This is a genomic window from Acidaminobacter sp. (assembly GCF_030247605.1).
In the GTDB taxonomy this organism is placed as follows: domain Bacteria; phylum Bacillota; class Clostridia; order Peptostreptococcales; family Acidaminobacteraceae; genus Acidaminobacter.
Genome location: NZ_JAOTSB010000009.1, coordinates 63,573 through 85,393, shown reverse-complemented (window position 1 = coordinate 85,393; position 21,821 = coordinate 63,573). Strand labels below are relative to the sequence as shown.

Annotated in this window: 19 protein-coding genes, 1 pseudogene and 1 other annotated feature; of the genes and pseudogenes, 14 read left to right on the top strand and 6 right to left on the bottom strand. The window is 52.0% G+C overall.

What is annotated here, in order from left to right; translation table 11 throughout:
- The first annotated feature begins 10 nt into the window (after positions 1-10).
- The 4 genes and pseudogenes from holB to rsmI all read left to right on the top strand — a co-directional run bounded on the left by holB (position 11) and on the right by rsmI (position 4,207).
- The gene (gene holB, locus OEL90_RS06385; RefSeq protein ID WP_291400881.1) at positions 11-1,021 is read left to right on the top strand and encodes a DNA polymerase III subunit delta'; all 1,011 of its coding nucleotides are present in this window, start codon (positions 11-13) and stop codon (positions 1,019-1,021) included.
- Positions 993-1,733, top strand: a pseudogene (locus tag OEL90_RS15175) (PSP1 domain-containing protein); the annotation flags it as partial. The gene holB and the pseudogene OEL90_RS15175, both read left to right, overlap by 29 nt.
- Positions 1,734-2,555: 822 nt before the next feature.
- A complete protein-coding gene (locus OEL90_RS06375) occupies positions 2,556-3,350 on the top strand; it encodes a tRNA1(Val) (adenine(37)-N6)-methyltransferase (RefSeq protein ID WP_291400878.1) in 795 nt (264 codons plus the stop codon).
- Positions 3,350-4,207 carry a 16S rRNA (cytidine(1402)-2'-O)-methyltransferase gene (gene rsmI, locus OEL90_RS06370; RefSeq protein ID WP_291400876.1) on the top strand — a complete coding sequence of 286 codons (858 nt, stop codon included), beginning with the start codon at positions 3,350-3,352 and terminating at the stop codon, positions 4,205-4,207. The genes OEL90_RS06375 and rsmI overlap by 1 nt, the downstream gene beginning before the upstream one ends.
- A gap of 150 nt (positions 4,208-4,357) precedes the next feature.
- Here rsmI and OEL90_RS06365 read toward each other — a convergent pair whose 3' ends face one another.
- The 3 genes from OEL90_RS06365 to OEL90_RS06355 form a co-directional block, all read right to left on the bottom strand.
- Positions 4,358-4,600 (bottom strand): AbrB/MazE/SpoVT family DNA-binding domain-containing protein, encoded by a 243-nt coding sequence (locus tag OEL90_RS06365; protein WP_291400874.1) that lies wholly within the window; start codon positions 4,598-4,600, stop codon positions 4,358-4,360.
- Between the two features lie 251 nt (positions 4,601-4,851).
- A complete protein-coding gene (locus OEL90_RS06360) occupies positions 4,852-5,319 on the bottom strand; it encodes a hypothetical protein (RefSeq protein WP_291400872.1) in 468 nt (155 codons plus the stop codon).
- A gap of 146 nt (positions 5,320-5,465) precedes the next feature.
- A complete protein-coding gene (locus OEL90_RS06355) occupies positions 5,466-5,882 on the bottom strand; it encodes a YxiG family protein (RefSeq protein WP_291400870.1) in 417 nt (138 codons plus the stop codon).
- Positions 5,883-6,185: 303 nt separating this feature from the next.
- Positions 6,186-6,446, top strand: a binding site (T-box leader).
- 67 nt (positions 6,447-6,513) lie between these two features.
- On the opposite strand from OEL90_RS06355, the gene metG reads away from it, so the two are divergent.
- Genes metG through rsmA form a run of 4 tightly spaced genes read left to right on the top strand, consistent with a single transcriptional unit; the run spans position 6,514 to position 10,745 of the window.
- A complete protein-coding gene (metG, locus tag OEL90_RS06350; RefSeq protein WP_291400868.1) occupies positions 6,514-8,517 on the top strand; it encodes a methionine--tRNA ligase in 2,004 nt (667 codons plus the stop codon).
- Positions 8,518-8,542: 25 nt separating this feature from the next.
- Positions 8,543-9,328, top strand: a complete 786-nt coding sequence (locus tag OEL90_RS06345; protein WP_291400866.1) for a TatD family hydrolase — start codon at positions 8,543-8,545, stop codon at positions 9,326-9,328.
- Positions 9,325-9,891, top strand: a complete 567-nt coding sequence (gene rnmV, locus OEL90_RS06340; protein ID WP_291400865.1) for a ribonuclease M5 — start codon at positions 9,325-9,327, stop codon at positions 9,889-9,891. Before OEL90_RS06345 ends, rnmV begins: the two co-directional genes overlap by 4 nt.
- On the top strand, positions 9,885-10,745 hold the full coding sequence (gene rsmA / locus OEL90_RS06335; RefSeq protein WP_300687587.1) for a 16S rRNA (adenine(1518)-N(6)/adenine(1519)-N(6))-dimethyltransferase RsmA: 861 nt from the start codon (positions 9,885-9,887) through the stop codon (positions 10,743-10,745). The genes rnmV and rsmA overlap by 7 nt, the downstream gene beginning before the upstream one ends.
- A gap of 64 nt (positions 10,746-10,809) precedes the next feature.
- On the opposite strand, the gene OEL90_RS06330 is transcribed toward rsmA, so the two are convergent.
- Complete coding sequence (locus OEL90_RS06330; protein ID WP_291400862.1) at positions 10,810-11,346, bottom strand: Holliday junction resolvase RecU; 537 nt, start codon at positions 11,344-11,346, stop codon at positions 10,810-10,812.
- A gap of 831 nt (positions 11,347-12,177) precedes the next feature.
- On the opposite strand from OEL90_RS06330, the gene OEL90_RS06325 reads away from it, so the two are divergent.
- Positions 12,178-12,411 (top strand): glutaredoxin family protein, encoded by a 234-nt coding sequence (locus OEL90_RS06325; RefSeq protein WP_291400859.1) that lies wholly within the window; start codon positions 12,178-12,180, stop codon positions 12,409-12,411.
- A 211-nt stretch (positions 12,412-12,622) separates the two neighbouring features.
- On the opposite strand, the gene OEL90_RS06320 is transcribed toward OEL90_RS06325, so the two are convergent.
- Positions 12,623-13,300 (bottom strand): Crp/Fnr family transcriptional regulator, encoded by a 678-nt coding sequence (locus tag OEL90_RS06320; RefSeq protein WP_291400857.1) that lies wholly within the window; start codon positions 13,298-13,300, stop codon positions 12,623-12,625.
- A gap of 191 nt (positions 13,301-13,491) precedes the next feature.
- Here OEL90_RS06320 and OEL90_RS06315 point away from each other — a divergent pair, with 191 nt between their 5' ends.
- The 5 genes from OEL90_RS06315 (at position 13,492) to OEL90_RS06295 (ending at position 20,333) form a co-directional block, all read left to right on the top strand.
- Positions 13,492-14,295, top strand: a complete 804-nt coding sequence (locus OEL90_RS06315; RefSeq protein WP_300687585.1) for an ATP-binding protein — start codon at positions 13,492-13,494, stop codon at positions 14,293-14,295.
- Between the two features lie 233 nt (positions 14,296-14,528).
- Positions 14,529-16,175: a hydroxylamine reductase gene (gene hcp / locus OEL90_RS06310; protein WP_300687583.1), complete on the top strand. Its 1,647-nt coding sequence runs from the start codon at positions 14,529-14,531 to the stop codon at positions 16,173-16,175.
- A gap of 274 nt (positions 16,176-16,449) precedes the next feature.
- The gene (locus tag OEL90_RS06305) at positions 16,450-18,975 is read left to right on the top strand and encodes an FAD-dependent oxidoreductase (RefSeq protein ID WP_300687581.1); all 2,526 of its coding nucleotides are present in this window, start codon (positions 16,450-16,452) and stop codon (positions 18,973-18,975) included.
- Between the two features lie 13 nt (positions 18,976-18,988).
- Complete coding sequence (locus OEL90_RS06300; protein WP_291400849.1) at positions 18,989-19,279, top strand: metal-sensitive transcriptional regulator; 291 nt, start codon at positions 18,989-18,991, stop codon at positions 19,277-19,279.
- 172 nt (positions 19,280-19,451) lie between these two features.
- Complete coding sequence (locus tag OEL90_RS06295; protein ID WP_291400847.1) at positions 19,452-20,333, top strand: DUF1028 domain-containing protein; 882 nt, start codon at positions 19,452-19,454, stop codon at positions 20,331-20,333.
- A 195-nt stretch (positions 20,334-20,528) separates the two neighbouring features.
- Here the strand turns inward: OEL90_RS06295 and OEL90_RS06290 are convergent, their stop codons facing one another.
- Positions 20,529-21,734 carry an NAD(P)/FAD-dependent oxidoreductase gene (locus OEL90_RS06290; protein WP_291400845.1) on the bottom strand — a complete coding sequence of 402 codons (1,206 nt, stop codon included), beginning with the start codon at positions 21,732-21,734 and terminating at the stop codon, positions 20,529-20,531.
- Positions 21,735-21,821 lie beyond the last annotated feature (87 nt).

Genomic DNA, 21,821 nt, shown 5'->3' with positions numbered 1-21,821 from the left:
GAGGTGAACTATGGGGTATAATCAGATTGCGGGCCATGAAGATGTGATTGGTCTGCTGAGATTGGCCATGAACCGGCAGAGACTGGCGCATGGCTATATTTTTGAGGGCGTGCCCGGATGCGGCAAACGTCTGGTCGCACGGGAGCTCGCGAAGGCGCTGCTCTGTGAGGCCGGTCTGGACGAGGGCTGCGGGCACTGCCAGTCGTGTCTGAAATTTGAGACGCAGAACCACCCGGACTATCTGGAAGTAGAACCGGACGGGAAATCCGTCAAGGTTGAGCAGATTGAGGCGCTGCAGTCTTTCGTTATGGTCAAGCCCTACAGCGGGGCGCGAAAGGTTGTCGTCGTCGACGAAGCTCAGACCATGACGCCTTCTGCCCAGAACCGGCTGCTGAAGATGATCGAAGAGCCGCCCTCCTATGCAACGCTTATTTTTGTGACCGCCCAGGCTGACGCGCTTCTGCCAACCATTTTGTCGAGGTGCCAGATCGTCTCTTTTTCGAGGCTTAAGCCTGAGGTGATCGAATCCTGGCTTATTCAAACTCATGGCGTGGAGGCGGGGATTGCCCGGATAGCGTCTAATTTTGCCGATGGTTCCATCAGCAGAGCCCTGATGCTGGCGACTTCCGAGGTCTTCACCCAGACCAGGCAGGATGCCCTAGACATCATAGGTGCTCTGATGCGGCGGGATCCCCTGGACGGCCTCCTGAAGCTTCAAAAATACGGCGCAGACAAAGTTTTGGCTACCTCTTTGATCGAATTGATGATAATATGGTATCGAGATCTTTCTGCCCTTTGGGTAGATCCGAATAGTATTAAGATCTTTAGTCAGGACAAGCGTTCAGAGCTCGTCGATCTTTTGGGTCGAACCCAGAAGTCGCCTTGGCTGGACTGCCTTGAGATCCTTGAGCAAACGGCGCGCGCATTGGATGGAAATGCGAACACGTCTCTCGCCATGCACGCCATGGCTTTAAAAATACAGGAGGTTATACATGATAACAGTCGTAGGGGTCCGGTTTAAGAAGGCCGGCAAAATCTACTATTTTGATCCGGATGGACTTGACATAAAGCGGGGAGACGACGTCGTCGTGGAGACGGCACGCGGCATTGAGTATGGTTCGGCTGTCCTCGGACTGCGCGAAGTCGAAGAAACTGAAATTGTTTCACCGCTGAAAAAAGTAATCCGCATTGCTACGGAAGAGGACCAGTCGATTCAAAGGGAAAACCAGGAAAAGGCTAAGGAAGCCTTTGCTGCCTGCCAGGCAAAAATTATCGAGCACGAGCTCGAAATGAAGCTGGTGGAAGTGGAATACACCTTTGACAGCAATAAAGTCATCTTTTATTTTACTGCGGACGGCAGAATTGATTTTCGCGAGTTGGTCAAGGACCTCGCTTCAGTGTTCAGAACCCGCATTGAGCTGCGCCAGATTGGCGTGCGCGACGAGGCGAAGATTGTCAACGGCATTGGGCCTTGCGGTGTTGGTCTCTGCTGTGCCAACTGGCTGGGGGATTTTGCCCCTGTGTCAATCAAAATGGCGAAGGATCAGAATCTCTCTCTCAACCCAACCAAAATTTCCGGTATTTGCGGCCGGCTGATGTGCTGCCTCAAATACGAGCACGACACCTATCTTGATATTCGACGTGAGCTGCCTAACAAGGGCGAGAAGATCAAAACACCGGACGGCATGGGGATTGTATTGGACGCGGTTATTCTGACGGAATCCGTGAAAGTCCGCCATATCCTGGGTGAAAATGACGGACGCCTTGAGCTCAGCGAAGACATTGTCACTTATAAAAAGGATCAATTGGGCGACAATCCTGTGCGTCCTAAGCAAGTCGAGGAAGAGCCTGTGGATGATATGCGCTTTGACGGGCTGGATGACTATGCCGCGGGAGACCGGGCAGCAAGGCGCGAGGCAGCAGCGGCGGCATCGGCGACATCTCAGGATCGCGATCGCTCGGCAGATCGACGGGATAAAGGTAAAGGCGGAGCGAAGCCACAAGGCCAGGGCCAGCCTGCAGATCGAGATCAGCGTCGGCCACAGAAAGACCGGACAGAGCGACCGGAACGACCAGAACGAACAGATCGACCTGAGCGCCCGGAGCGACCGCAAAGACAAGACCGGGGTCAGGGCAAACCAGGCGCAGGTGCCAGTACGGTACCAGGCGCACCTGCAGTTTCCGGTCCGGGTACCGGCAGCAGCACAAGCCAGGAAAGGCCTTGGCGTTCGGAAAAGGGGCAGCAGACGCCGCCGCCCCAAAAGCTTGAGCCAGTGCAGTCAAGTGCCGAGCTGTCAGATGTTGAGGCAGAGGGTTCGGACGAAGACGTTCAAAAGCCGCGTAGACGCCGACCTAGAAGACGCAAGAAAAAATAATTCAACATTTATTCAGAGTCCTAAAGCCGCCTCCGGACCAGACCTTGCTCTGGCGGGCGGCTTTTTTAAAAGGAAAAAAGGGAGCGAGGAAGACGGTGTCTGCAGCTATTGCCTATCGATCCCGTTTTCCTCGCCCTCCTCATCTCGCTTTAAATTACTTTTTTACTATTGGAGGCTGTCATGGAAAGAGAAAAGCTCATATTACCGGGGGAGCGGGTAGATGACCTGCAGCTTGAGGGTCTCAGCATCATTCAGAATCCCAGCGGATTTTGCTTTGGAGTTGATGCAGTGCTGCTCAGCGATTTTGCAAAAGCCAAGCACGGCGCACATATAGTGGATTTGGGCACGGGCAACGGGATTCTGCCGCTGCTGCTCAGCGCCAAGACCAAGGCAACCCGGATCACAGCCTTTGAAATTCAGGATGAGGTTGCGGACATGGCACGCCGCAGTGTTGTTTACAATGCGCTTGAAGATCGCATTCAAATTATTGCGGATGATCTTCGGAACACCTTTAGTCACTTGAATAAATCTTCTGTGGATGTCGTCGTCACTAATCCGCCTTATGTATCAGGCGGCGGTGGTCTCGTGAATCCTAAGGACGCGAAGGCCATAGCCCGTCATGAGATTCATTGTACCCTGGAAGATGTCATTCGTACGGCCGCGCAGCTGCTTAAGCCGGGGGGCTCTTTTTATATGGTCCACAGACCATCCAGACTTCCGGATATGATTGAGCTGATGCGGCGCTTCAAGTTGGAGCCAAAAGCCCTCAGGTTTGTACACCCGAGGCGCGGACAAGCCCCCAATATCCTGCTGATCAAGGGCGTTCGGGGCGGTGGGGCTGAGATGCGCGTAGAGCCGCCGTTATATGTCTATGCCCAGGAGGGCGGGTACGATCCGGAAATCTTGGAGATTTACCGGCGGGCAGGTGTCGATCCGACGCCAAGGGACCCAGAGAAGAAGGGAGAGAACCAGTGATGTCGGGAACGTTATTTGTTTGTGGGACGCCCATCGGCAATCTCGGTGACATCTCCAGGCGGCTTGAAGAGGTCTTGGGACAAGTGGATCTTGTGGCGGCGGAAGACACGAGGCGCTCTTCTCAACTGCTCAACCATTTGGGGATCCGGAAGTCTCTGGTCAGTTATCATGAGCACAACCTAAGGAAGTCCGGGGAGGCGCTGCTCGAGAAACTGAAAAGCGGACTCAGCGTGGCGCTGGTATCTGACGCTGGCATGCCGGGGATTTCTGATCCCGGAGAGGTGCTGATTCAAAGCTGCATTCAGGAAGGGATTCGGGTGGAGCTGGTCGCGGGGCCGGTCGCGGGCATTCATGCCCTGATTCTTTCCGGGCTTCCAACAGAGCGATTTGCATTTGAAGGCTTTCCCGATCGAAACAAAAAGACGCGGAGGGCTCAGTTTGAGGCTCTGGCCAAGGATGAGCGGACGCTGATCTTTTATGAGGCCCCCCACCGGCTGGAGGCGACACTGAAGGATTTGCTGGAATGCTTCGGGAACCGGCGGGTTGCAGTGGCACGGGAGCTGACCAAGCGCTATGAGGAATTTGTCAGAGGCACGATCTCAGAGGCAATCCGGCATTTCGAGGTGGAGTCCCCAAAAGGCGAGTTTGTCATTGTCTTGGCGGGCCTTGATCCGGTTGAAGCTGCGGCGGCCAATGCTGCATTGGCGCTGGCTGAAACACCTGATGAGGAGACGATTCTTTTGGAAATCAGAAGTCGCGTGAATGAGGGCATGAGCCGGAAAGACGCTGCTGCTGAGGTTGCAGGTCTGTATAAACTTTCTAAAAAAGAAGTCTATAGGCTGTCGACGCTGGTTTAGTCAGGGACTAAGAGCAGTGAAATGGGTATGGGAACGATAGGAATCGCAATAGGAATAGCTATTGCGATAACGAAACAGGAAACAAAAAGAAAGAAGGCTGTGCCAAGTTACAGGCACAGCCTTCTTTGTCGTTTTAAGAAGTTTTCAAACTTACAGTTTAGAAATTTCGGAGATACATTCCGGGCAGATGTTCTTGCCTTTGACGTTCTTGACGCCTTTAGCCTGACCGCAGAACACACAAGCTGGCTCGTATTTCTTGAGGATGATCGTGTCTGCCTCTGTGAAGATTTCGAGCGCGTCTTTCTCACCGATGCTGAGGGTTCTTCTAAGTTCAATCGGAATAACTACGCGTCCGAGTTCGTCTACTTTTCTTACAATTCCTGTTGATTTCATATAAAAACCTCCTTTTTATAATACAAATTTCGACAATATTCGCTTAAGTTAAGAATACCAGCATTTACATTAATAGTCAACTGGAAAAATTATATCCAACAAAAAATAAAATCCAAGTCGCTTTTTTATGTGCCCAGACTTAGATGATATATTCATTTATACCACAAAATGGATTATAAGTAAATAAAAAAACGGATTTTCATCCGTTTTTTAGCAATTTGTCAGATATTGGTAGAATTCTTTTGGCGGAATTAACCTTTTTTCTCTGAATTGTCTGCAGCGTGTTTGCCTTTTTCCTGGTGCTGTTCTGTGTCTGCCTCTGCTTCGGTTTCTGTTTTAAAGATCCTGTCGTAGGAGCCTTTGACGATCCTCGCGGTATTGAAAACTGACGAAACATTGGCCACAATATCTTTATTGTCTTTGATGGTCGAGGTCACGTTTTCAGTGGTTTCAGCGACGTTCTGGATAGTGCCGTGAAAGGCTTTCAGAGTAGTGTTGACTTCATCAGAAATCTGATTGACGTTTTTGGTAATGCCTGGTGCTTCTTCAAGGACTTTATCAATATTAGCTCTGTGATCATCGACAATTTTCATGATGTCTTTGAACGAGCGGTAGAAACGGATCAAGACCAAAAGGATAAAAATTAGTATGGCGACGAGCAGCGCCCATAGTACGAGCATGCCAACGTCTTTGAGTGTGAAAACTAATTGTGAATTCAAAAATATACCCCCCCATATTCTCTGCTGCCGAATTGTCCGTGATGAGTACTGAGTACTGATTACCTTATTTGTACCCTATTTTCACATTTTACACGAAATTGTTGCCGACGGACATAAAAAAAGCCGCAGAAAGTTGCGGCGTTTTCTCAGCTCTGTTTAGTCAAGGTGTAACGGAGATCGTTGATAGTGATGCCCTCTGCTTCAATAAACAGGGTAGCGTCATCAAACTCGATGTTGAAGTTGGGGACTGATATGGAGGATTCGAGATTGTAAAATTCAATCTCTTCATCTTGATTCTGGACAACGGCGAACTCACCGAAGCCGTCGTGGAGATAAGAGACCGTTTTCATAGTGGACCGCTTGCCTGGAATGGTGGTGTCGGGTTGTCCCGGATCGCTGTAAAAAAACGCGTTGACGCCCTCAAAGACAAGGTCGAACCGCTTTTCCCGGTCGCCTGCTTCTGAGCCCTGGATTCGAATACATTCTTCCTTAAAGTCAATGTTCATAAGATCCAGCTCGATCTGCCGGATTTGATTGAGTTGGTCATTCAAATACTTGCTCATATCTACGCACCTCTTTACTGATTCCTTACGTCAGGGTATGCTAAGAGTTCTCTATGGTTTTATCATATTACGCTAAGGGAAGCAACTTGTTTTTACAGTCAAGTTTGTACTTTGTTATTTACCGCGTGGACAGAGGACGGTTTTCCAAATTTCGTGTCGGTGTCTGACACCAACTTCAGATGAGTGACTGTCACCAACTTCAATTTGGTGCCAGAGCTTCACACAATTCTCGCGCAATTCGATTTGAAAGCACAAAACTTGCACCCCAATACACGTTGTGCTATAATGTGGTACAATTGATATGAAAAGGTTATGACGGGAAGAGTAACACCTCGTAACTTGCCTTCAGAGAGCCGGGATTTGGTGTGAACCGGCGGCAGGCGGAGTGTGAAGATGGCCCCTGAACCGCGCAGCTGAAACGACAAACTTGTGTCGGTCAGGCAGCGCCGTCTGGCTGACGTTATAAAGCCGGCTACAGTCCTGCAAGCGTCAGGCCTGCAGCGCTGAGGCGCGATTCGTCGCGTAAAGCAAGGTGGTACCGCGAACAGAACCTTCGTCCTTGAGGAATCAGGACGGAGGTTTATCTTTTTTTAGGCAGCCCGAATTTTAAAATTTTGAAAGGAAGTGCGATATGACAGCAAAAGGCTCATTCTACATCACCACCCCCATCTACTACCCAAGCTCGAAACTCCACATAGGCCACACTTATACCACGGTCGCCGCAGACGTCATGGCCAGGTACAAGCGTGCCCAGGGCTTCGACGTCATGTTCCTGACCGGCACGGACGAACACGGACAAAAGATTGAGAACGTCGCGAAGGCCCAGGGCAAAGCACCAAAGGAATTCCTCGACAAAGTCGTCGCGGAAATCAAAGACCTCTGGAAAGTCATGGAGATCTCCTACGACAAATTCATCCGCACCACGGACGACTACCATGAGCGCCGCGTTCAGATGATGTTCGAGAAGCTCTACGAAAAAGGCGACATCTACAAAGGCACCTACGAGGGCATGTACTGCACCCCTTGCGAATCTTTCTGGACTGAATCCCAGCTCGTGGACCACAAGTGCCCGGACTGCGGCCGCGACGTCACCAAGACCAGCGAAGAAGCTTACTTCTTTAAAATGTCCAAATACCAGGACCGCCTCCTGGATCTCTTTGAAAACGTCGAAGGCTTCGCGGAGCCTAAGTCCCGCGTCAACGAAATGGTCAACAACTTCATCAAACCTGGCCTCGAGGACCTCTGCGTCACCCGGACCTCCTTTGACTGGGGCATCCCGGTACCGTTTGATCCCAAGCACGTCATCTACGTCTGGCTGGACGCCCTAAGCAACTACGTCACCGCCCTGGGCTACCCGGAAGAAGTGGACGGCGACTTCGCGAAGTTCTGGCCGGCGGACGTTCACCTCGTGGGCAAGGAAATTGTCCGCTTCCACACCATCATCTGGCCGGCCATGCTGATGGCGCTGGACGTGCCGGTGCCTAAGAAGGTCTTCGGCCACGGCTGGATCCTCCTCGAAGGCGGCAAAATGTCAAAATCCAAGGGCAACATTGTCGACCCTGTGGTCCTGATCGACCGTTACGGCGTCGACGCCCTCAAATACTTCCTCCTGCGCGAGTACTCCTTTGGCCAGGACGGTATCTTCACCAACGAAGTCCTGCTGAACCGACTGAACTCAGATCTGGCGAACGACCTGGGCAACCTGGTTTCCCGCACCATCGCCATGATCGAGAAGTACAACGACGGCCTCATAAGGAAGAGCAGCGCGGTGACGGCGTTTGACGCTTCCCTGTCAGAGCTGGCTGCCGAGACCATCGGCAAAGTGGAGGAGAAGCTCGACAAGCTGGACTTCTCAAACGCCCTGGACGAGATCTGGAAGCTGGTCCGCCGCACCAACAAATACATTGACGAGACTGCGCCATGGGTCCTCGCCAAGGACGAGCAGCAGAAGGATGTCCTCGACACCGTGCTTTACAACCTGGCGGAGGCCATCCGCGTTGTGTCCGCGCTCATTCAGCCGTTCATGGTCCACACCTCCCGCAAAATCTGGGACCAGCTTGGCCTCGAAGAAGGCGGCCTGACCCATTGGGACAGCGCCCGTACTTTTGGTCTGCTCCCTGTTGGCCTGAAGGTGCAGAAGGCGGACGCGCTCTTCCCGCGCATCGACATCCCTAAGGAGCTCGAAGCGCTGGCCGCGCTGGGCGCGCCTGCAGAGGAGCCTGTCGTGGAGGAGAAAAAGGAAGAGGCACCAGCCAAGGAAATTAAGGAAACCCCTAAAGACAAGGCTTCTGCCGATGGTCACACCACCCCAGAATCCTCCGAAATCACCATTGACGAGTTCGCCAAGGTTCAGCTCAAGGTCGCGGAGGTCGTAGCCTGCGAGCGTCATCCAAACGCGGACAAACTCCTGGTGCTCCAGCTCAAAGTGGGCGAAGAGACACGTCAGGTCGTCAGCGGCATCTCCAAATTCTTCGAACCGGAGGCGTTGGTGGGCCGAAAGGTCATCCTCGTCGCCAACCTGAAAGCAGTCAAGCTCCGCGGCGTCGAGTCCCACGGCATGATCCTGGCAGCCGCTGACGGAGAGGCCCTGGGTCTCCTGACGGTGGATATGCCATCCGGCTCGACCGTATCATAATTAAGATAAAGAAAAGAGGTAAGAAATGCTCTTTGATTCCCATACCCACTTGGATTCAAAAAAATTTGAGAACGACCGTGAGTTTGTCATCAACCGCGCCAAGAGCAACGGCGTCTCGCTGATGGTCAATCCCGGCGCGAGTCTGGAGAGTTCCATGGACGCCGTCAAGCTGAGCGAAACCTATGACTTCATCTATGCAGCGGTCGGGATTCACCCCCACGACGCGAAAACCATGGACGAGGCCATGCTGGCCATGATCGAAAGTTTGGCGAAAAAGGAAAAAGTCGTGGCCATCGGAGAAATTGGCCTCGATTTTCACTATAACTTCTCCGAGCCGGAGGTGCAGCGCAAGTGGTTTATCGAACAGCTCCACTTGGCGCGGCGTCTGGGCATGCCCGTCATCATTCACGACAGGGAAGCCCACGAAGAGATTTTTAAGACACTTAAAGCGGAGAAGGCGTTTGACCACGGCGTCCTGATGCACTGCTATTCCTCCAGCGCAGAGCTGGCGAAAGAGTATGTCAAGCTTGGTGCGTATATCTCCATTGCCGGACCGGTGACTTACAAGAATAACCACAAGACCGTCAGCGTGGTGGAACAGGTGCCCCTCGACCGCCTGCTGATCGAAACCGATGCCCCATACCTGACGCCCGAGCCACACCGGGGTAAGCGCAACGAGCCTATGTATGTCAGACACACCTGCGACATGGTGGCCAAAATCAGGGGCATTACCCTGGAAGAGGCCGCCGAGGCCACTTATCAGAACGGTCTGCGCTTTTTTGGCATCCGGGACCCGAGGTCTGTCAAATGATGCGGGTCAAGGAAGTCATAGTCGTCGAGGGCCGCAGCGACGAACGGGCGGTGAAGCGGGCGGTAGACGCCCAGATCATAGTCACCAGCGGCTACGGCATCAAGGAAACCACCTTTCGCGCCATTGAAGAGGCGGACCGCCGCTGCGGCGTCATCATCTTCACAGACCCCGACTTCATGGGAGAAAGGATCCGCGAACGCCTGAAGCTGCGGGTGCCTGGCGCGAAGCACGCCTACCTGTCCCGGGCGGATGCCACTTCAGAAGGGGATATTGGCATTGAAAACGCCAATCCGCAGGCTATTCTGGCAGCTCTCGAGAAGGTCAGAACCTGGGTGGAGAACCCCGTGGATGTTTTTACGAAGTCAGATCTGATCAAGAACGGCCTGGAGGGGGGCCCCGGCGCCCTCGAGCGCAGGGATAAAATGGGAAAGCTTCTGGGCATTGGCTATGGCAACGGCAAGCAATTCCTGCTCAGGCTCAACCGCTTTGGGGTTTCCCGGGAGGAATTCGATAAGGCACTGAACGCAATTGATCTTGAAAATGGAGGCCCGGAGACATGCTGAAGCTCACTTCACCATCCACCATACGCTATATTATGGACAAATACGGCTTCCGCTTTTCGAAAAGCCTGGGTCAGAACTTCCTGATCGACGAGGGCACCGTGAACCGGATCGTTGCCAATGCAGAGGTCGGTCCGGAGGACATGGTCCTGGAAATTGGGCCGGGGATTGGCGTCATGACCCAGGTTCTGGCAGCTCATGCCGAAAAGGTCGTGGCGGTGGAGATCGACTCCAGCCTCCTGCCCGTCCTGAATGAAACGCTGGAGGGGCTCGATAACGTCGAGGTCGTCCATGGGGACATTCTGGAGGTTGATGTCAAAGCACTCTTAACAGAGCACTTTGGTGATAGAAAGCCCAAGGTCGTCGCCAATCTGCCCTATTACGTTACAACGCCTATTCTGATGCGGTTTCTCGAGGAACGGCTGCCGGTGTCTGAGATTGTGGTTATGATCCAGAAGGAAGTCGCAGAGCGGATGACGGCATCCCCGTCCACAAAGGCCTATGGCTCGCTGTCCATAGCGGTGCAGTATTACTGCGAGGCTGCCGTGGTCCAAAAGGTGCCGCCGACGGTCTTCATGCCCCAGCCAAACGTCGAAAGTCTCGTGATTCGCTTAAAGCTTCGTGAGAAGCCCTGCGTCGAACTGCTCAATCCGGACTTTTTCTTCAAAGTTGTCAAAGCGGCCTTCGGCCAGCGGCGCAAGACTTTGCTCAACGCCCTCAGTGCCGGGCTGACCATGCCAAAGGATAAGATTCTGGAAGTCCTGGAAGCTGTCGAGATCGCCCCGAACCTTCGCGGTGAGGCGCTGACGATCGAGGCCTTTGCAAGACTCGCGAATGCATTTGAGGAACTTAAATAAAACTGCTGAATATGAGAAAAGGTGCCGGATCCCGCTTTAAAAACTGGGGAGCCGGCACCTCTTTTTATTTTTCCTTTTGCTTCATCTTCTCCCTCACGTAGTTATTGAGGGCCGGAAGATAGTTCAGCACCCCCATGGCAGACAGCTCAATCTTGTACTGCTCGCTCATGGCGCTGTAGGGAATGGATTTGCGCGTCTTTCCATAATAGTAATGCCGCACGACCTCGTACGGAATAAGGAAGTAAGTATCATTGAATTTGAAATGCACAATGATAAAGGTCAGCCCGCCCTGGAGGTCAATGTCCCGCATGAACTCGACCTGATGCTCGTGAATATTGTAAAGGGGCAGATTCTTCTGGTGGGTCTCCTTGGCTTCAAACGCCACGCCCACACCCTGGATCACGCCCTGGAAGTCTATAGTGGACTTCTTCTCAAAATAGGCTTTGGTGATCATGCCGCGCTCGTCCAGCTCCACCACCTTGACGGGCACGTGAATTTTGTCGATCCGCGCCAGCTGCTTGGAGCGGTAATAGTCGTGGGTCTTCAGCAGCAGCGATTCGAGGGCGTCGCCGCGCAGACCGTGGGATTTCCAGACCGTCATGGTGTCACTTCCTTTCCGTTACCAGTATACACTATCCCTTGACGCTCTTAAATACATTAGCCGATGGTCTCCTAACCCAGCCATCCCACCAGCCATCCCACCCTCCTATTTCCAAGTGCATGACTTCGTTTCACGGAGTAATCTGAGAATGATAATCAGGAAAGTTCACACTTTTTGTGGACAAGGTTGTGGAAAACTGTGGATAACCTGTGGATCATGTGTATAAGCGAACGTATTAATCACTGAACATCCTAAAATAACCCTGTTTTTGGGGATGCGCGAATTTTGAAGCGAATGAAAATACGGTATTAAAGTATAAAGTTCGTCAGTGTTTAACTATAATCAATTCAGGGAATAAAGAAAACGAGGTCGACTTTGAGGATTCAAATGAGAAAGTGAAGGTCAAAGCGGAAGCGGTGTCTGCTTAAAATTTTGTGTTGACAAAATACCCCCCCATGGTTTATTATGAAGACAACCCCCCACCCAGGGGGATTTAAGGAGGGTATAACATGGTTTTTAAAGTGACTGAAGAAGCTAAGAAAGAACTCATAAATACGCTTGAAACCCGCAAGAACACCGCTATGAACTTCCGCGTCTTCGTCCGCGGCATTGGCTGAGGCGGCCCCGTTTTCGGCATTGCTCTGGATGAGCAAAAAGAGAATGACTACACAGAAGACTTTGGCAACGGAAAACTCATGGTTGAAAAAGACCTCAAAGACCAGTTCAAGACTTTTGAAATCGACTTCATGAAAAACTTTTTCTCAAAAGGCTTTGTGGTTCGCTCGCAGTATGGCGGATCCCGCTGCTAATCTGAAATTGGAGGGATATGGCATGGGCAAAAAAGTAGTGGTCTACACGAGCTCCACCTGCAGTTACTGCCACCTTGCTAAGAATTATTTGAAGGAAAACAATGTTGAGTTTGAAGAGAAGAATGTCTCAACGGATACGGTTGCAAGAAAAGAACTGATGTCCAAAGGCTTTATGGGCGTACCTGTCATTTATGTGGATGACGAAGTGGTTCAAGGCTTTGACAAAACCAGATTGGACGAGCTCCTTAAAGCCTAGTGTAATATAAAGTGAATCATGATAATGCGCCCTTTTTCCGGCTTGGAGAAAGGGTTTTTTTTGTGTGGAGGAAGTCGGTGTTGGAGGAAGTCGGTGTCAGACACCTTCTTCCAATGAGGAAAAAGGTGTCTGACACCGACTTCCTCACCAAAAAAAACAGCCACACCTGTGAGTGGGTGTGGCTGCGGTGACCATCGGCAAAACAAGGGTCTTATAAGATTTCGAGCTCGATGCCTTCCAAATCCAGGATTTCTATTGTGTGCTTGTCGAAGTCGATCAAACCTTCCTCGCGCATATTGATCAGCTCTCGAGAAAGGGAGGGGCGCTGAAGGGACATGAGTTCGGCCATTTCCTTTCGGGTAAAAGGGATATCGAGCTTCAGCTTTTTCTGTTTTTTGTACTCCTTCAGGATAAAGTCGCAGATCTTCTGACGGATAGTTTCCAGAGCCAGAACTTTGACTTTCTTATTCATCAGGAAGAGCTTGTCTGAAAGGAGTCCCAGAAAATTTTCCAAGAGGACGGGATGGTGGGTGAGAAGAAAGACGACTTCCTTTTTATCGATAAACATAATGGTGGAAGCGGTGGCGCTGAGAATGGTGATGGGATATTCGGTTTGCTTCGAGAAAATTAGTGCCTCGCCAAAGACTTCCCCAGGTCCAAACTGGATCAGCGTGACGACTTTGCCGGAGGGCAGGATGTTCTGGAGGTCGATCTTGCCGTCCAGGACAATCCCCAGACGGTCGCACTTGTCGCCTTCAATGGCAATGGTGGCATCCCGTTTATAGGCGATGGCCTTGGCGCCGAGGACATTGAGCAGGTGGGCAATCTGCCCCTCGTGGAGATTGGTGAAGAGGCGGCAGTCTTTCAATATAGTTAAATAATTGCTCATTTTTATCACCTTTTCTCATTTTGTAACGTGGGTTACATACATATTAGTTTAAGATTAATATAATCTAAGCATAAGTTCAAGGCGTTAAACTTGTTTGTAAGAATGCCTGAAATGAAAAAATTACAAAGTGCTGGACTGTATTCTGACGTGAAATTTACATAACGGTCATAGATAGAACGGAGAGATTAAGAATGAAAAGAAAAATCGTCGAAATCAATGAGGAGCTTTGCAACGGCTGCAGACTATGTGTGGACGCCTGCCATGAAGGCGCCATTGAGTTGGTAAATGGAAAAGCAAGACTGGTGAGCGACATGTATTGTGATGGTCTGGGGGACTGCCTACCGGCTTGTCCGACCGGTGCTATTGAGATCATCGAGCGTGAGGCGGACGAGTATTCTCAGGAAGCAGTGGACGCGAGACTCTCGGCCGCAAAAGCGCCATTTGGGTTTACGCCTCCACCAACGGGCTTCCATAGTGCGCCAAAGGCAAGCGCAGTAGTAAAAGCAGAGGATGACTGCGGCTGCGACTGTGGCTGCCCGAGCTCAAAACCAATGACCATAGAACGTAAGGCTATGGATCAGGTGATGAAACCAGCGGCACCCGCTCAGACGGTGACGGAGGGGGTCAGACCATCCGAGCTGACAACTTGGCCGGTTCAGATCAATCTGGTCAACACGCGCGCTGAATTTCTGAAAAATGCGGACCTGTTGATCGCAGCGGACTGTACGGCCTTTGCCTACGGGGACTTCCACAAGGATTTCGTAAAAGGCAGAGTGGTGCTGATTGGATGTCCAAAGCTGGACGACAACCAGCACTACATCAACAAGCTGGCGGAGCTGTTCACGGTGAACGATTTGAAGTCGGTCACCGTGGTGCGCATGCAAGTGCCGTGCTGCTCCGGGATCACACATGCGGTCAAGAGCGCGATGCTCCAGTCCGGAAGGATCTTCCCGTACAGTGAAGTGACCATTAAACAAAATGGTGAGATTTTATAGATTGACCAGAAGCGGCGGCCCCCCTTACCAGGGCCGCCGCTTTGCTTTTGGTAAATGGGAGGGTGTGGGGTTGGGTGACCATCGGCAAAAAACGTTTGTGAACATTTAAAATAAAAAGCCGATGTTTTTAAGATGTGTAACTTGAGTTACCGCTAAGTTGGATATAAAGAGCTATAGTGGGGTTAAGAAGTTTACATCAAACCCTTAACAACAGCTTGAAAGGAGATTGATTTATGTCCATGTTCTGTTACCAGTGCCAGGAAGCTTCCAAAGGCGTAGGCTGCACCATCCGTGGTGTCTGCGGCAAGCCGGAGGACGTCGCTAACCTTCAGGACCTTCTCGTTTTCGTACTTAAAGGCATTTCAAAATTCGACCTGATCGCTCGTGAAAAGGGCCTCTCTCCAAAGAGAACGGACCGTTTCATCGTTGAAGGCCTCTTTACTACTATTACGAACGCTAACTTTGACAAAGCCGCTTTTGTTAAGCGCATCCAGGACGCACTTGCGCTCCGTGAGGAAATCAAAGCCGCTCTCGTTGCTAACGGCGTTGAAATTCCTGCTGATTTACATGAGTCCGCTACTTGGACAGCATCTACAGAGGCTGAGTTTGACGCCAAAGCGACAAGCGTTGGTGTCCTCGCGACTGAAAATGAAGATGTCCGCTCCCTCCGCGAGTTGATCATCTATGGCCTCAAGGGTATGGCAGCCTACGCTGAGCACGCTATGAACCTCGGCTACGAAGACTTGACGATCGCCGCTTTCGCTGAAGAAGCCCTCGTCGCAACGACGAATGACGCGCTTTCTGCGGACGAGCTCGTGGCTTTGGTCCTCAAGACGGGCGAATACGGTGTCAACGTGATGGCGCTTCTCGACAAAGCCAATACGTCCACATACGGCAATCCGGAGATCACAAAAGTCAACATTGGCGTTGGCAAGAATCCGGGCATCCTGATTTCAGGCCATGACCTCCGCGATATGGAAGAGCTCCTCAAGCAAACAGAAGGCACTGGCGTCGACGTTTATACGCACAGTGAGATGCTTCCTGCGAACTACTATCCTAAATTTAAAGCTTACAAGCACTTTGTCGGCAACTACGGCAATGCTTGGTGGAAGCAAAATGAGGAGTTCGAGTCCTTCAATGGCCCTATCCTCATGACGACCAACTGTATCGTCCCTCCTAAGGACAGCTACAAGCACAAGCTCTTCACAACGGGCGCAGCTGGCTTCCCGGGCTGCCCTCACATTGCAGACCGTCCTGAAGGCGGCGCTAAGGACTTCAGAGCAGTCATCGAGATGGCTAAGACTTGCGCAGCTCCGGTTGAGATCGAGACTGGCGAAATCGTTGGCGGCTTTGCCCACGCTCAGGTCTTTGAGCTTGCAGGTGCAGTAGTTGACGCGGTTAAATCCGGCGCAATCAAGAAGTTCTTCGTCATGGCAGGCTGCGACGGCCGTATGAAGGACCGCGACTACTATTCAGAATTTGCTGCGGCGCTTCCGAATGACACCGTCATTTTGACAGCAGGCTGCGCGAAATACCGTTACAACAAGCTTCCGCTTGGCGACATCGGCGGCATTCCTAGAGTCCTCGACGCTGGTCAGTGCAATGACTCTTACTCTCTCGCCGTCATCGCCCTCAAGCTCAAGGAAGTCTTCGAGCTCAATGACATCAATGATCTTCCAATCGCTTACAACATCGCATGGTACGAGCAAAAGGCTGTCATCGTTCTTCTCGCCCTTCTGTACCTCGGCGTCAAGAACATCCACCTTGGACCAACACTTCCTGCGTTCTTGTCACCTAACGTTGCAAATGTACTCGTGAATACGTTCGGCATCGCAGGCATCGGTTCCGTTGAGGACGACATCAAGCTGTTCATGGCTTAGTCTGAAGCTGAAACTAAAGTTAATTAAAGCGTTTTAGATTTCAATACTCCAATACTCCAATGAAACATAAGGCACCCTGCCGGGAACTCCCTCCTGGCGGGGTGTCTGTTTTTATTGTTTTTATCGTGTCACTTTATTGTGGAATTCATGCTGATAATCTATTGACAAACTAGTTAGGCAAGCGTATATTAAAACTATAGTCGCCCCCACAGGGGTGGGGGTAAGTGGAAAACTAAACATAATAACTAACTTAAACCTAATTGGAGGGTTCAAAGTGGGAAAAAAAGTATTGATTGTCGGCGGTGTCGCCGGTGGCGCAAGTGCGGCAGCACGTCTCAGACGTGTGGATGAAACCGCAGAAATTATTTTGTTTGAGAAAGGCGAATACATTTCATTTGCGAACTGCGGCCTGCCGTATTATATCGGCGAGACTATTGAAGAGCGATCGGCGCTGCTTGTACAGACGCCGGAGGCTATGAAGGCGCGCTTTGAAATTGATGTACGCGTTCAAAATGAAGTCCTCAGCATAAACCGCGAGAAGAAGACCATTGAGGTCATCAATTTGGCCAGCGGGCAAAATTACGAAGAGAGCTACGACGTCCTGGTCCTTTCACCGGGCTCTACGCCGCTCAAGCCGCCAATTCCGGGCATCAACAACCCGAACATTTTCACCCTTTGGAACATTCCGGATACAGATGCGATCAAGGGCTTTGTCGACAACCTCAAGCCAAAGCGCGCAGCGGTTATAGGCGGCGGCTTTATTGGTCTCGAGATGGCGGAAAACCTCTGGGACCGCGGCATTCAGGTCAGCGTGATCGAGATGCTGGACCAGGTCATGGCACCAATCGATTTCGAGATGGCGCAGCAGGTCCACGCACACCTAAGAAATAAAGGCGTCGACCTGAGACTCGGCGACGGCGTCAAGGAATTCAACTACAACAACGGCATCACTACAGTAACCTTAGCCAGCGGCGCTAAAGTGGACGCGGAAATTGTACTCCTTTCAATAGGCGTCCGTCCTCAGACGCAGCTCGCGAAGGATGCCGGCCTCGAGCTTAACGAGCGCGGCGGCATTGTGGTCGACGGCACGCTGAAGACCAGCGACCCGAACATCTATGCGATTGGCGACGCCATTGAAGTCACGGACTTCGTCCAGGGCATCAAGGCTATGGTGCCGCTCGCGGGCCCTGCCAACAAGCAAGGCCGAATCGCGGCCAACAACATCGCCGGCGCTAATGAAGTCTACAAGGGCACGCAAGGCACGTCCATTGCCAAGGTCTTCGACCTCACAGTCGCCAGCACAGGCGTCAACGAAAAATCCCTGAAACGCGCGGGCAAAGTCTACGGCATCGACTTCTGGACCTCCATTATTCACTCCAAGTCCCATGCAGGCTACTACCCAGGTGCTCTGCCGATGGCGCTCAAGCTCATCTTCGACGTCAAGGGCAAAGTGCTGGGTTCCCAAATCGTAGGTTACGAGGGCGTCGACAAACGCATTGACGTCATTGCAACCGCCATCCGCTTTGGCGGAACTATAGAAGATCTGAAAGAACTCGAGTTGGCTTACGCACCGCCATACTCTTCCGCCAAGGATCCGGTCAACATGTCAGGCTTCACCGCAGAAAACATCCTTAAAGGCGATCTTAAAGTCATTCAGTGGCATGAACTGGATGCCCTCGATCCTGAAAAGAGTATCGTGGTTGACGTTCGCGACGCTGTCGAGCGAGAGCTCGGCTATGTCGGCGGCTCGGTCAACATTCCTGTGGATGAACTCAGAGCGCGTCACGGCGAACTCGACAAGAGCAAAACCATCGTGGTATACTGTGCTGTAGGTCTTCGCGGCTACATTGCGGCCCGTATTTTGAAGCAGCTTGGCTTTGAGGATGTCCGCAACCTCAGCGGGGGCTTTACGACTTTCCAAAATGTCTTTTGCCAAGACCCGGCCAATATTGACAAATGCGGCGGTTCTCTCTGCGGCGGCGCGGATGGCGGCAGCTGTGGCTTGCCGGCTGAGTCTGAGCTCACCGATTCTGGCGAGATCATCTCAAGGGCAGTCAAACAGACCGGCAATGTCATCAAACTCAATGCTTGCGGACTCCAGTGCCCAGGCCCGATCCTCCAGGTCTACAAACGCATGGAAGAAATGGCGCCAGGGGATGTCCTGGAAGTCACCGCGACAGATCCTGGTTTCGTCAATGATATTGCGACCTGGGCGAGGAAGACCGGCAACACGCTCCTCTCTTCCGGCAAAGGCGACAAGAAAAACGTTTTCGCCAACGTCATGAAAGGCACCAGCGAGCACAAACCGGCACATAACCTGTCGGAGCTTCCAAACGACAAAACCCTCGTCGTTTTCAGCGGCGATCTCGACAAGGCTTTGGCGGCCCTGATCATAGCCAACGGTTCAGCTGCTATGGGCAGAAAAGTCACCATGTTCTACACCTTCTGGGGTCTGAATATCCTGAAGAAGGCCAACCCGCCATCAGTACCAAAGGGCTTCATGGCCAAAATGTTCAGTGTTATGCTGCCAAAGGGCACCACTAAGCTTGGACTGTCCAAAATGCATATGTTCGGCATTGGTCCTGTGATGATGAAAAACATCATGAAGAGCAAGAATGTTGATACCCTTGAGACCTTGCTTCAACAAGCTCTTGAAAACGGCGTACGCATGATCGCCTGTACCATGTCCATGGATGTGCTCGGCGTTGAAAAAGAAGAGCTGATCGACGGCATTGAATACTCTGGTGTCGCAACCTACCTCGGCGCTGCGGAAGAGGCTGACGTGAACCTCTTTATCTAAAGGAGGCAGTTTTATGGAGCTGTATAACGAAAAATCAATGGAAAAAAACCGCAAGGACATCATCAACCGCCTCAGAACAGTCAAAGGCCACATTGCCGGCATCGAAAAGATGGTGGATGAAGGCAAGGGTTGCGAGGATGTTCTGACCCAGATCCTCGCCATTAAGTCCTCGGTGCACAAGATTGGCCTTATGGTTATGGAAAGCCATGCCCTGGAGTGCCTTCTGGATCCGGATGAGGACGGCAAGGTCGAAGCGGAGCGGATGGAGCACATTATTCACATGATCCTGCAGTTTTCGAAATAACATTATAAAGGGACAGCCTGACAAACCCAAGGGGCGCCGCAGAGAACTTCTGTGTGCGCCGGATCATGGGGGCGCCGGTCTGTCCCTTTTTCTTTTGTTTGGATAGTGCGGCAAAGGATATTTATAGGATAATTCGGTTGCTTTGCACTTTACGCGAGGAGGCGTTATGACTATGAAGAATATCTCAACTTTTTCCATTGTCGCCCGGGATCCGGTCACCCAAGAGCTGGGCGTTGCCGTCCAGTCCAAGTTTTTGGCTGTTGGGGCCGTGGTGCCCTGGGCTAAAGCCAACGTGGGCGCTATTGCCACACAAGCCTACGCCAACCTGGATTACGGTGAGATTGGCCTGGCGCTTCTAAAGAAGGGCTACACTGCGGATGAGACTCTGAAGGCACTGCTGGCGCTGGATGAAGGCAGGGAAGACCGCCAGGTCGGCATTGTGGATGCTCAGGGCAACGCCGTTTCCTATACAGGAGAGCGCTGCCATCTGTGGGCAGGCGGACTCTACGGCGACAACTATGCCTGCCAGGGCAATATATTGGTCAGTGGGGACACCGTGACAGCCTTGGCGGATACTTTCGAAAGCACGGAGGGAACCTTGGCCAGACGGTTGCTGGAGGCTTTGAAGGCAGCCCAGAACGCCGGGGGCGACAGCCGCGGCAGACAGTCCGCCGCTCTGCTGATTGTCCGGGAGAACGGCAGTTACGGAGGCTATAATGACCGTGCGATCGACCTGCGGGTAGATGATGATCCGCAGCCTATAGAAAAGCTCGAGCATCTGCTGACCCTCCACGAAATGTACTTTGAAGCACCTGCCAAGAAGGACCACCTTGATGTAACACCTGAGATTGCCGGGAAGCTCCGAAAGGCACTGGAGAACCTGGGCTATGCAGTGGAAAGCCACGAAGCAGCCCTTTTTTTTGAGGGGCCGCTGAAAGCTGCCTACGAGGCTTTTGCCGGCAATGAAAACTATGAAGTGAGACTTCTGCAGGGAGAGGTCATTGACCGGAGAACCTATCAGCATTTGTTGAAAAAGGCTGGTTTGGCGGAATAAGGATGGATGGATGGATGAAAAAAAGAAACTGGGTGTCTGACACCGAGTTTCTATCGACCCCGAGTTTCAAAGAGGAACTGGGGGTTGATAGGCGCCAGCCGCAGCGGCTAGCGCCTATCGACACCCACTTCCACATCAAAAAAGTGAGAGACGAGAGAGGGAATTGGAGCTTTATCCAATTCCCTCTCTCGTCTCTTATTTCTCTATAACATCCTCTACCATTTGTGCCACACTGACGCCTTTGCCTATGGACTTCTGCATTACGCCTGACTTATTCAGGCTGCCCATTTGGATCCCGCCGACGTAGACCCCGTCTTCGAAGTAAAGTTTTTTATAGACACCGCTGTGTCTGTCGTAATCTGTGATGCTCCGGAGGCCTTTGGATTCAAAGGTCATGATGTCTCCGACTGAAAACACCTGCATATTCATGCTCTTGAAAATGCTGGACGGCACGGTCATTTTCCAGGCAGCGTCCATTCCCGAGGCGCCTGTGCCGGCCACTTTGCCCATTTCCAGCGACATTGGCCAAAGTCCAAAGACAGTGCCACCCACCTCCGCGACGTCTCCAGCCGCATAGATGCCCTCAGCACTGGTTCTCATAGCCTCATCCACAATAACGCCGCGGCTGCAGGCAATACCGGCTGCTTCCGCCAGCTCCTTGTTGGGTTTGACCCCCGCGGAAACGAGGACCATCTGGGCATTTATAATTTCTCCGGCGCCCTCTCCAATAAGCACGCCCTCAACAGCATCTTTGCCAATCAGCTCCTGGATTTTGACTTCCTTTCGGACTTTGATGCCCGTTTTCAAAACGCCTTCCTCAAACAGCCGGGAACCTTCGTGGTCCAGCTGGCGAGGCAGCAGACGGTCCGCAATTTCCAGGACGGTGACGTCCAGGCCCAGGGTTTTCAGTCCCCAGGCAAACTCAAGTCCGAGAAGCCCGCCGCCAATAACCACGGCCTCCTGGACATTTTTCGCATAGTCCTTGATGTCGTCCGCGTCCTTTTTGGTCCGCACCGTAAAGACCCCGGCCTTGTCGATATTGCGGATGGGCGGCACGTTGTTTCTGCTGCCGCTTGCAAGGATCAGCCTGTCGTAATTGTACTGTGCCCCATCCTGGGTTTTAAGGCACTTTTCTGCCGGAAGAAGTTCGGTGACTGTAGTTCCGAGGCACAGGTCAATCCGGTTGTCCTCGTACCATTCCCTCGGGTGAAGATAGAAGTAATTGGGCTTGTGGGCGTCATAGAGGTAATAACTGACCATCGGCCTAAAATAGCCGAGTTCAGGCTCTGAAGTAATCATGAGCACCGACGCGTCGGGTCTGAGGCTGCGGATGCTTTCCACGGCGCCAGTACCTGCGGCGGCGTTGCCTATAATGATAATGTCATACGATTTTCTTTCCATGGGTGGGCCTCCTTCAAGTTCTTTGGTTGCAAAGTGCGGTACGACGTACTCTTACCCATTACTGAGGCCTAAAATCGCTTTGATGTG

What these genes read in the sequence shown, in the direction of transcription:
- holB (WP_291400881.1), top strand. Translation starts at nt 11, where the DNA reads ATGGGGTATAATCAGATTGCGGGCCATGAAGATGTGATTGGTCTGCTG.
- OEL90_RS06375 (WP_291400878.1), top strand. Translation starts at nt 2,556, where the DNA reads ATGGAAAGAGAAAAGCTCATATTACCGGGGGAGCGGGTAGATGACCTG.
- rsmI (WP_291400876.1), top strand. Translation starts at nt 3,350, where the DNA reads ATGTCGGGAACGTTATTTGTTTGTGGGACGCCCATCGGCAATCTCGGT.
- OEL90_RS06365 (WP_291400874.1), bottom strand. Translation starts at nt 4,600, where the DNA reads ATGAAATCAACAGGAATTGTAAGAAAAGTAGACGAACTCGGACGCGTA.
- OEL90_RS06355 (WP_291400870.1), bottom strand. Translation starts at nt 5,882, where the DNA reads ATGAGCAAGTATTTGAATGACCAACTCAATCAAATCCGGCAGATCGAG.
- metG (WP_291400868.1), top strand. Translation starts at nt 6,514, where the DNA reads ATGACAGCAAAAGGCTCATTCTACATCACCACCCCCATCTACTACCCA.
- OEL90_RS06345 (WP_291400866.1), top strand. Translation starts at nt 8,543, where the DNA reads ATGCTCTTTGATTCCCATACCCACTTGGATTCAAAAAAATTTGAGAAC.
- rnmV (WP_291400865.1), top strand. Translation starts at nt 9,325, where the DNA reads ATGATGCGGGTCAAGGAAGTCATAGTCGTCGAGGGCCGCAGCGACGAA.
- rsmA (WP_300687587.1), top strand. Translation starts at nt 9,885, where the DNA reads ATGCTGAAGCTCACTTCACCATCCACCATACGCTATATTATGGACAAA.
- OEL90_RS06330 (WP_291400862.1), bottom strand. Translation starts at nt 11,346, where the DNA reads ATGACGGTCTGGAAATCCCACGGTCTGCGCGGCGACGCCCTCGAATCG.
- OEL90_RS06325 (WP_291400859.1), top strand. Translation starts at nt 12,178, where the DNA reads ATGGGCAAAAAAGTAGTGGTCTACACGAGCTCCACCTGCAGTTACTGC.
- OEL90_RS06320 (WP_291400857.1), bottom strand. Translation starts at nt 13,300, where the DNA reads ATGAGCAATTATTTAACTATATTGAAAGACTGCCGCCTCTTCACCAAT.
- OEL90_RS06315 (WP_300687585.1), top strand. Translation starts at nt 13,492, where the DNA reads ATGAAAAGAAAAATCGTCGAAATCAATGAGGAGCTTTGCAACGGCTGC.
- hcp (WP_300687583.1), top strand. Translation starts at nt 14,529, where the DNA reads ATGTCCATGTTCTGTTACCAGTGCCAGGAAGCTTCCAAAGGCGTAGGC.
- OEL90_RS06300 (WP_291400849.1), top strand. Translation starts at nt 18,989, where the DNA reads ATGGAGCTGTATAACGAAAAATCAATGGAAAAAAACCGCAAGGACATC.
- OEL90_RS06295 (WP_291400847.1), top strand. Translation starts at nt 19,452, where the DNA reads ATGAAGAATATCTCAACTTTTTCCATTGTCGCCCGGGATCCGGTCACC.
- OEL90_RS06290 (WP_291400845.1), bottom strand. Translation starts at nt 21,734, where the DNA reads ATGGAAAGAAAATCGTATGACATTATCATTATAGGCAACGCCGCCGCA.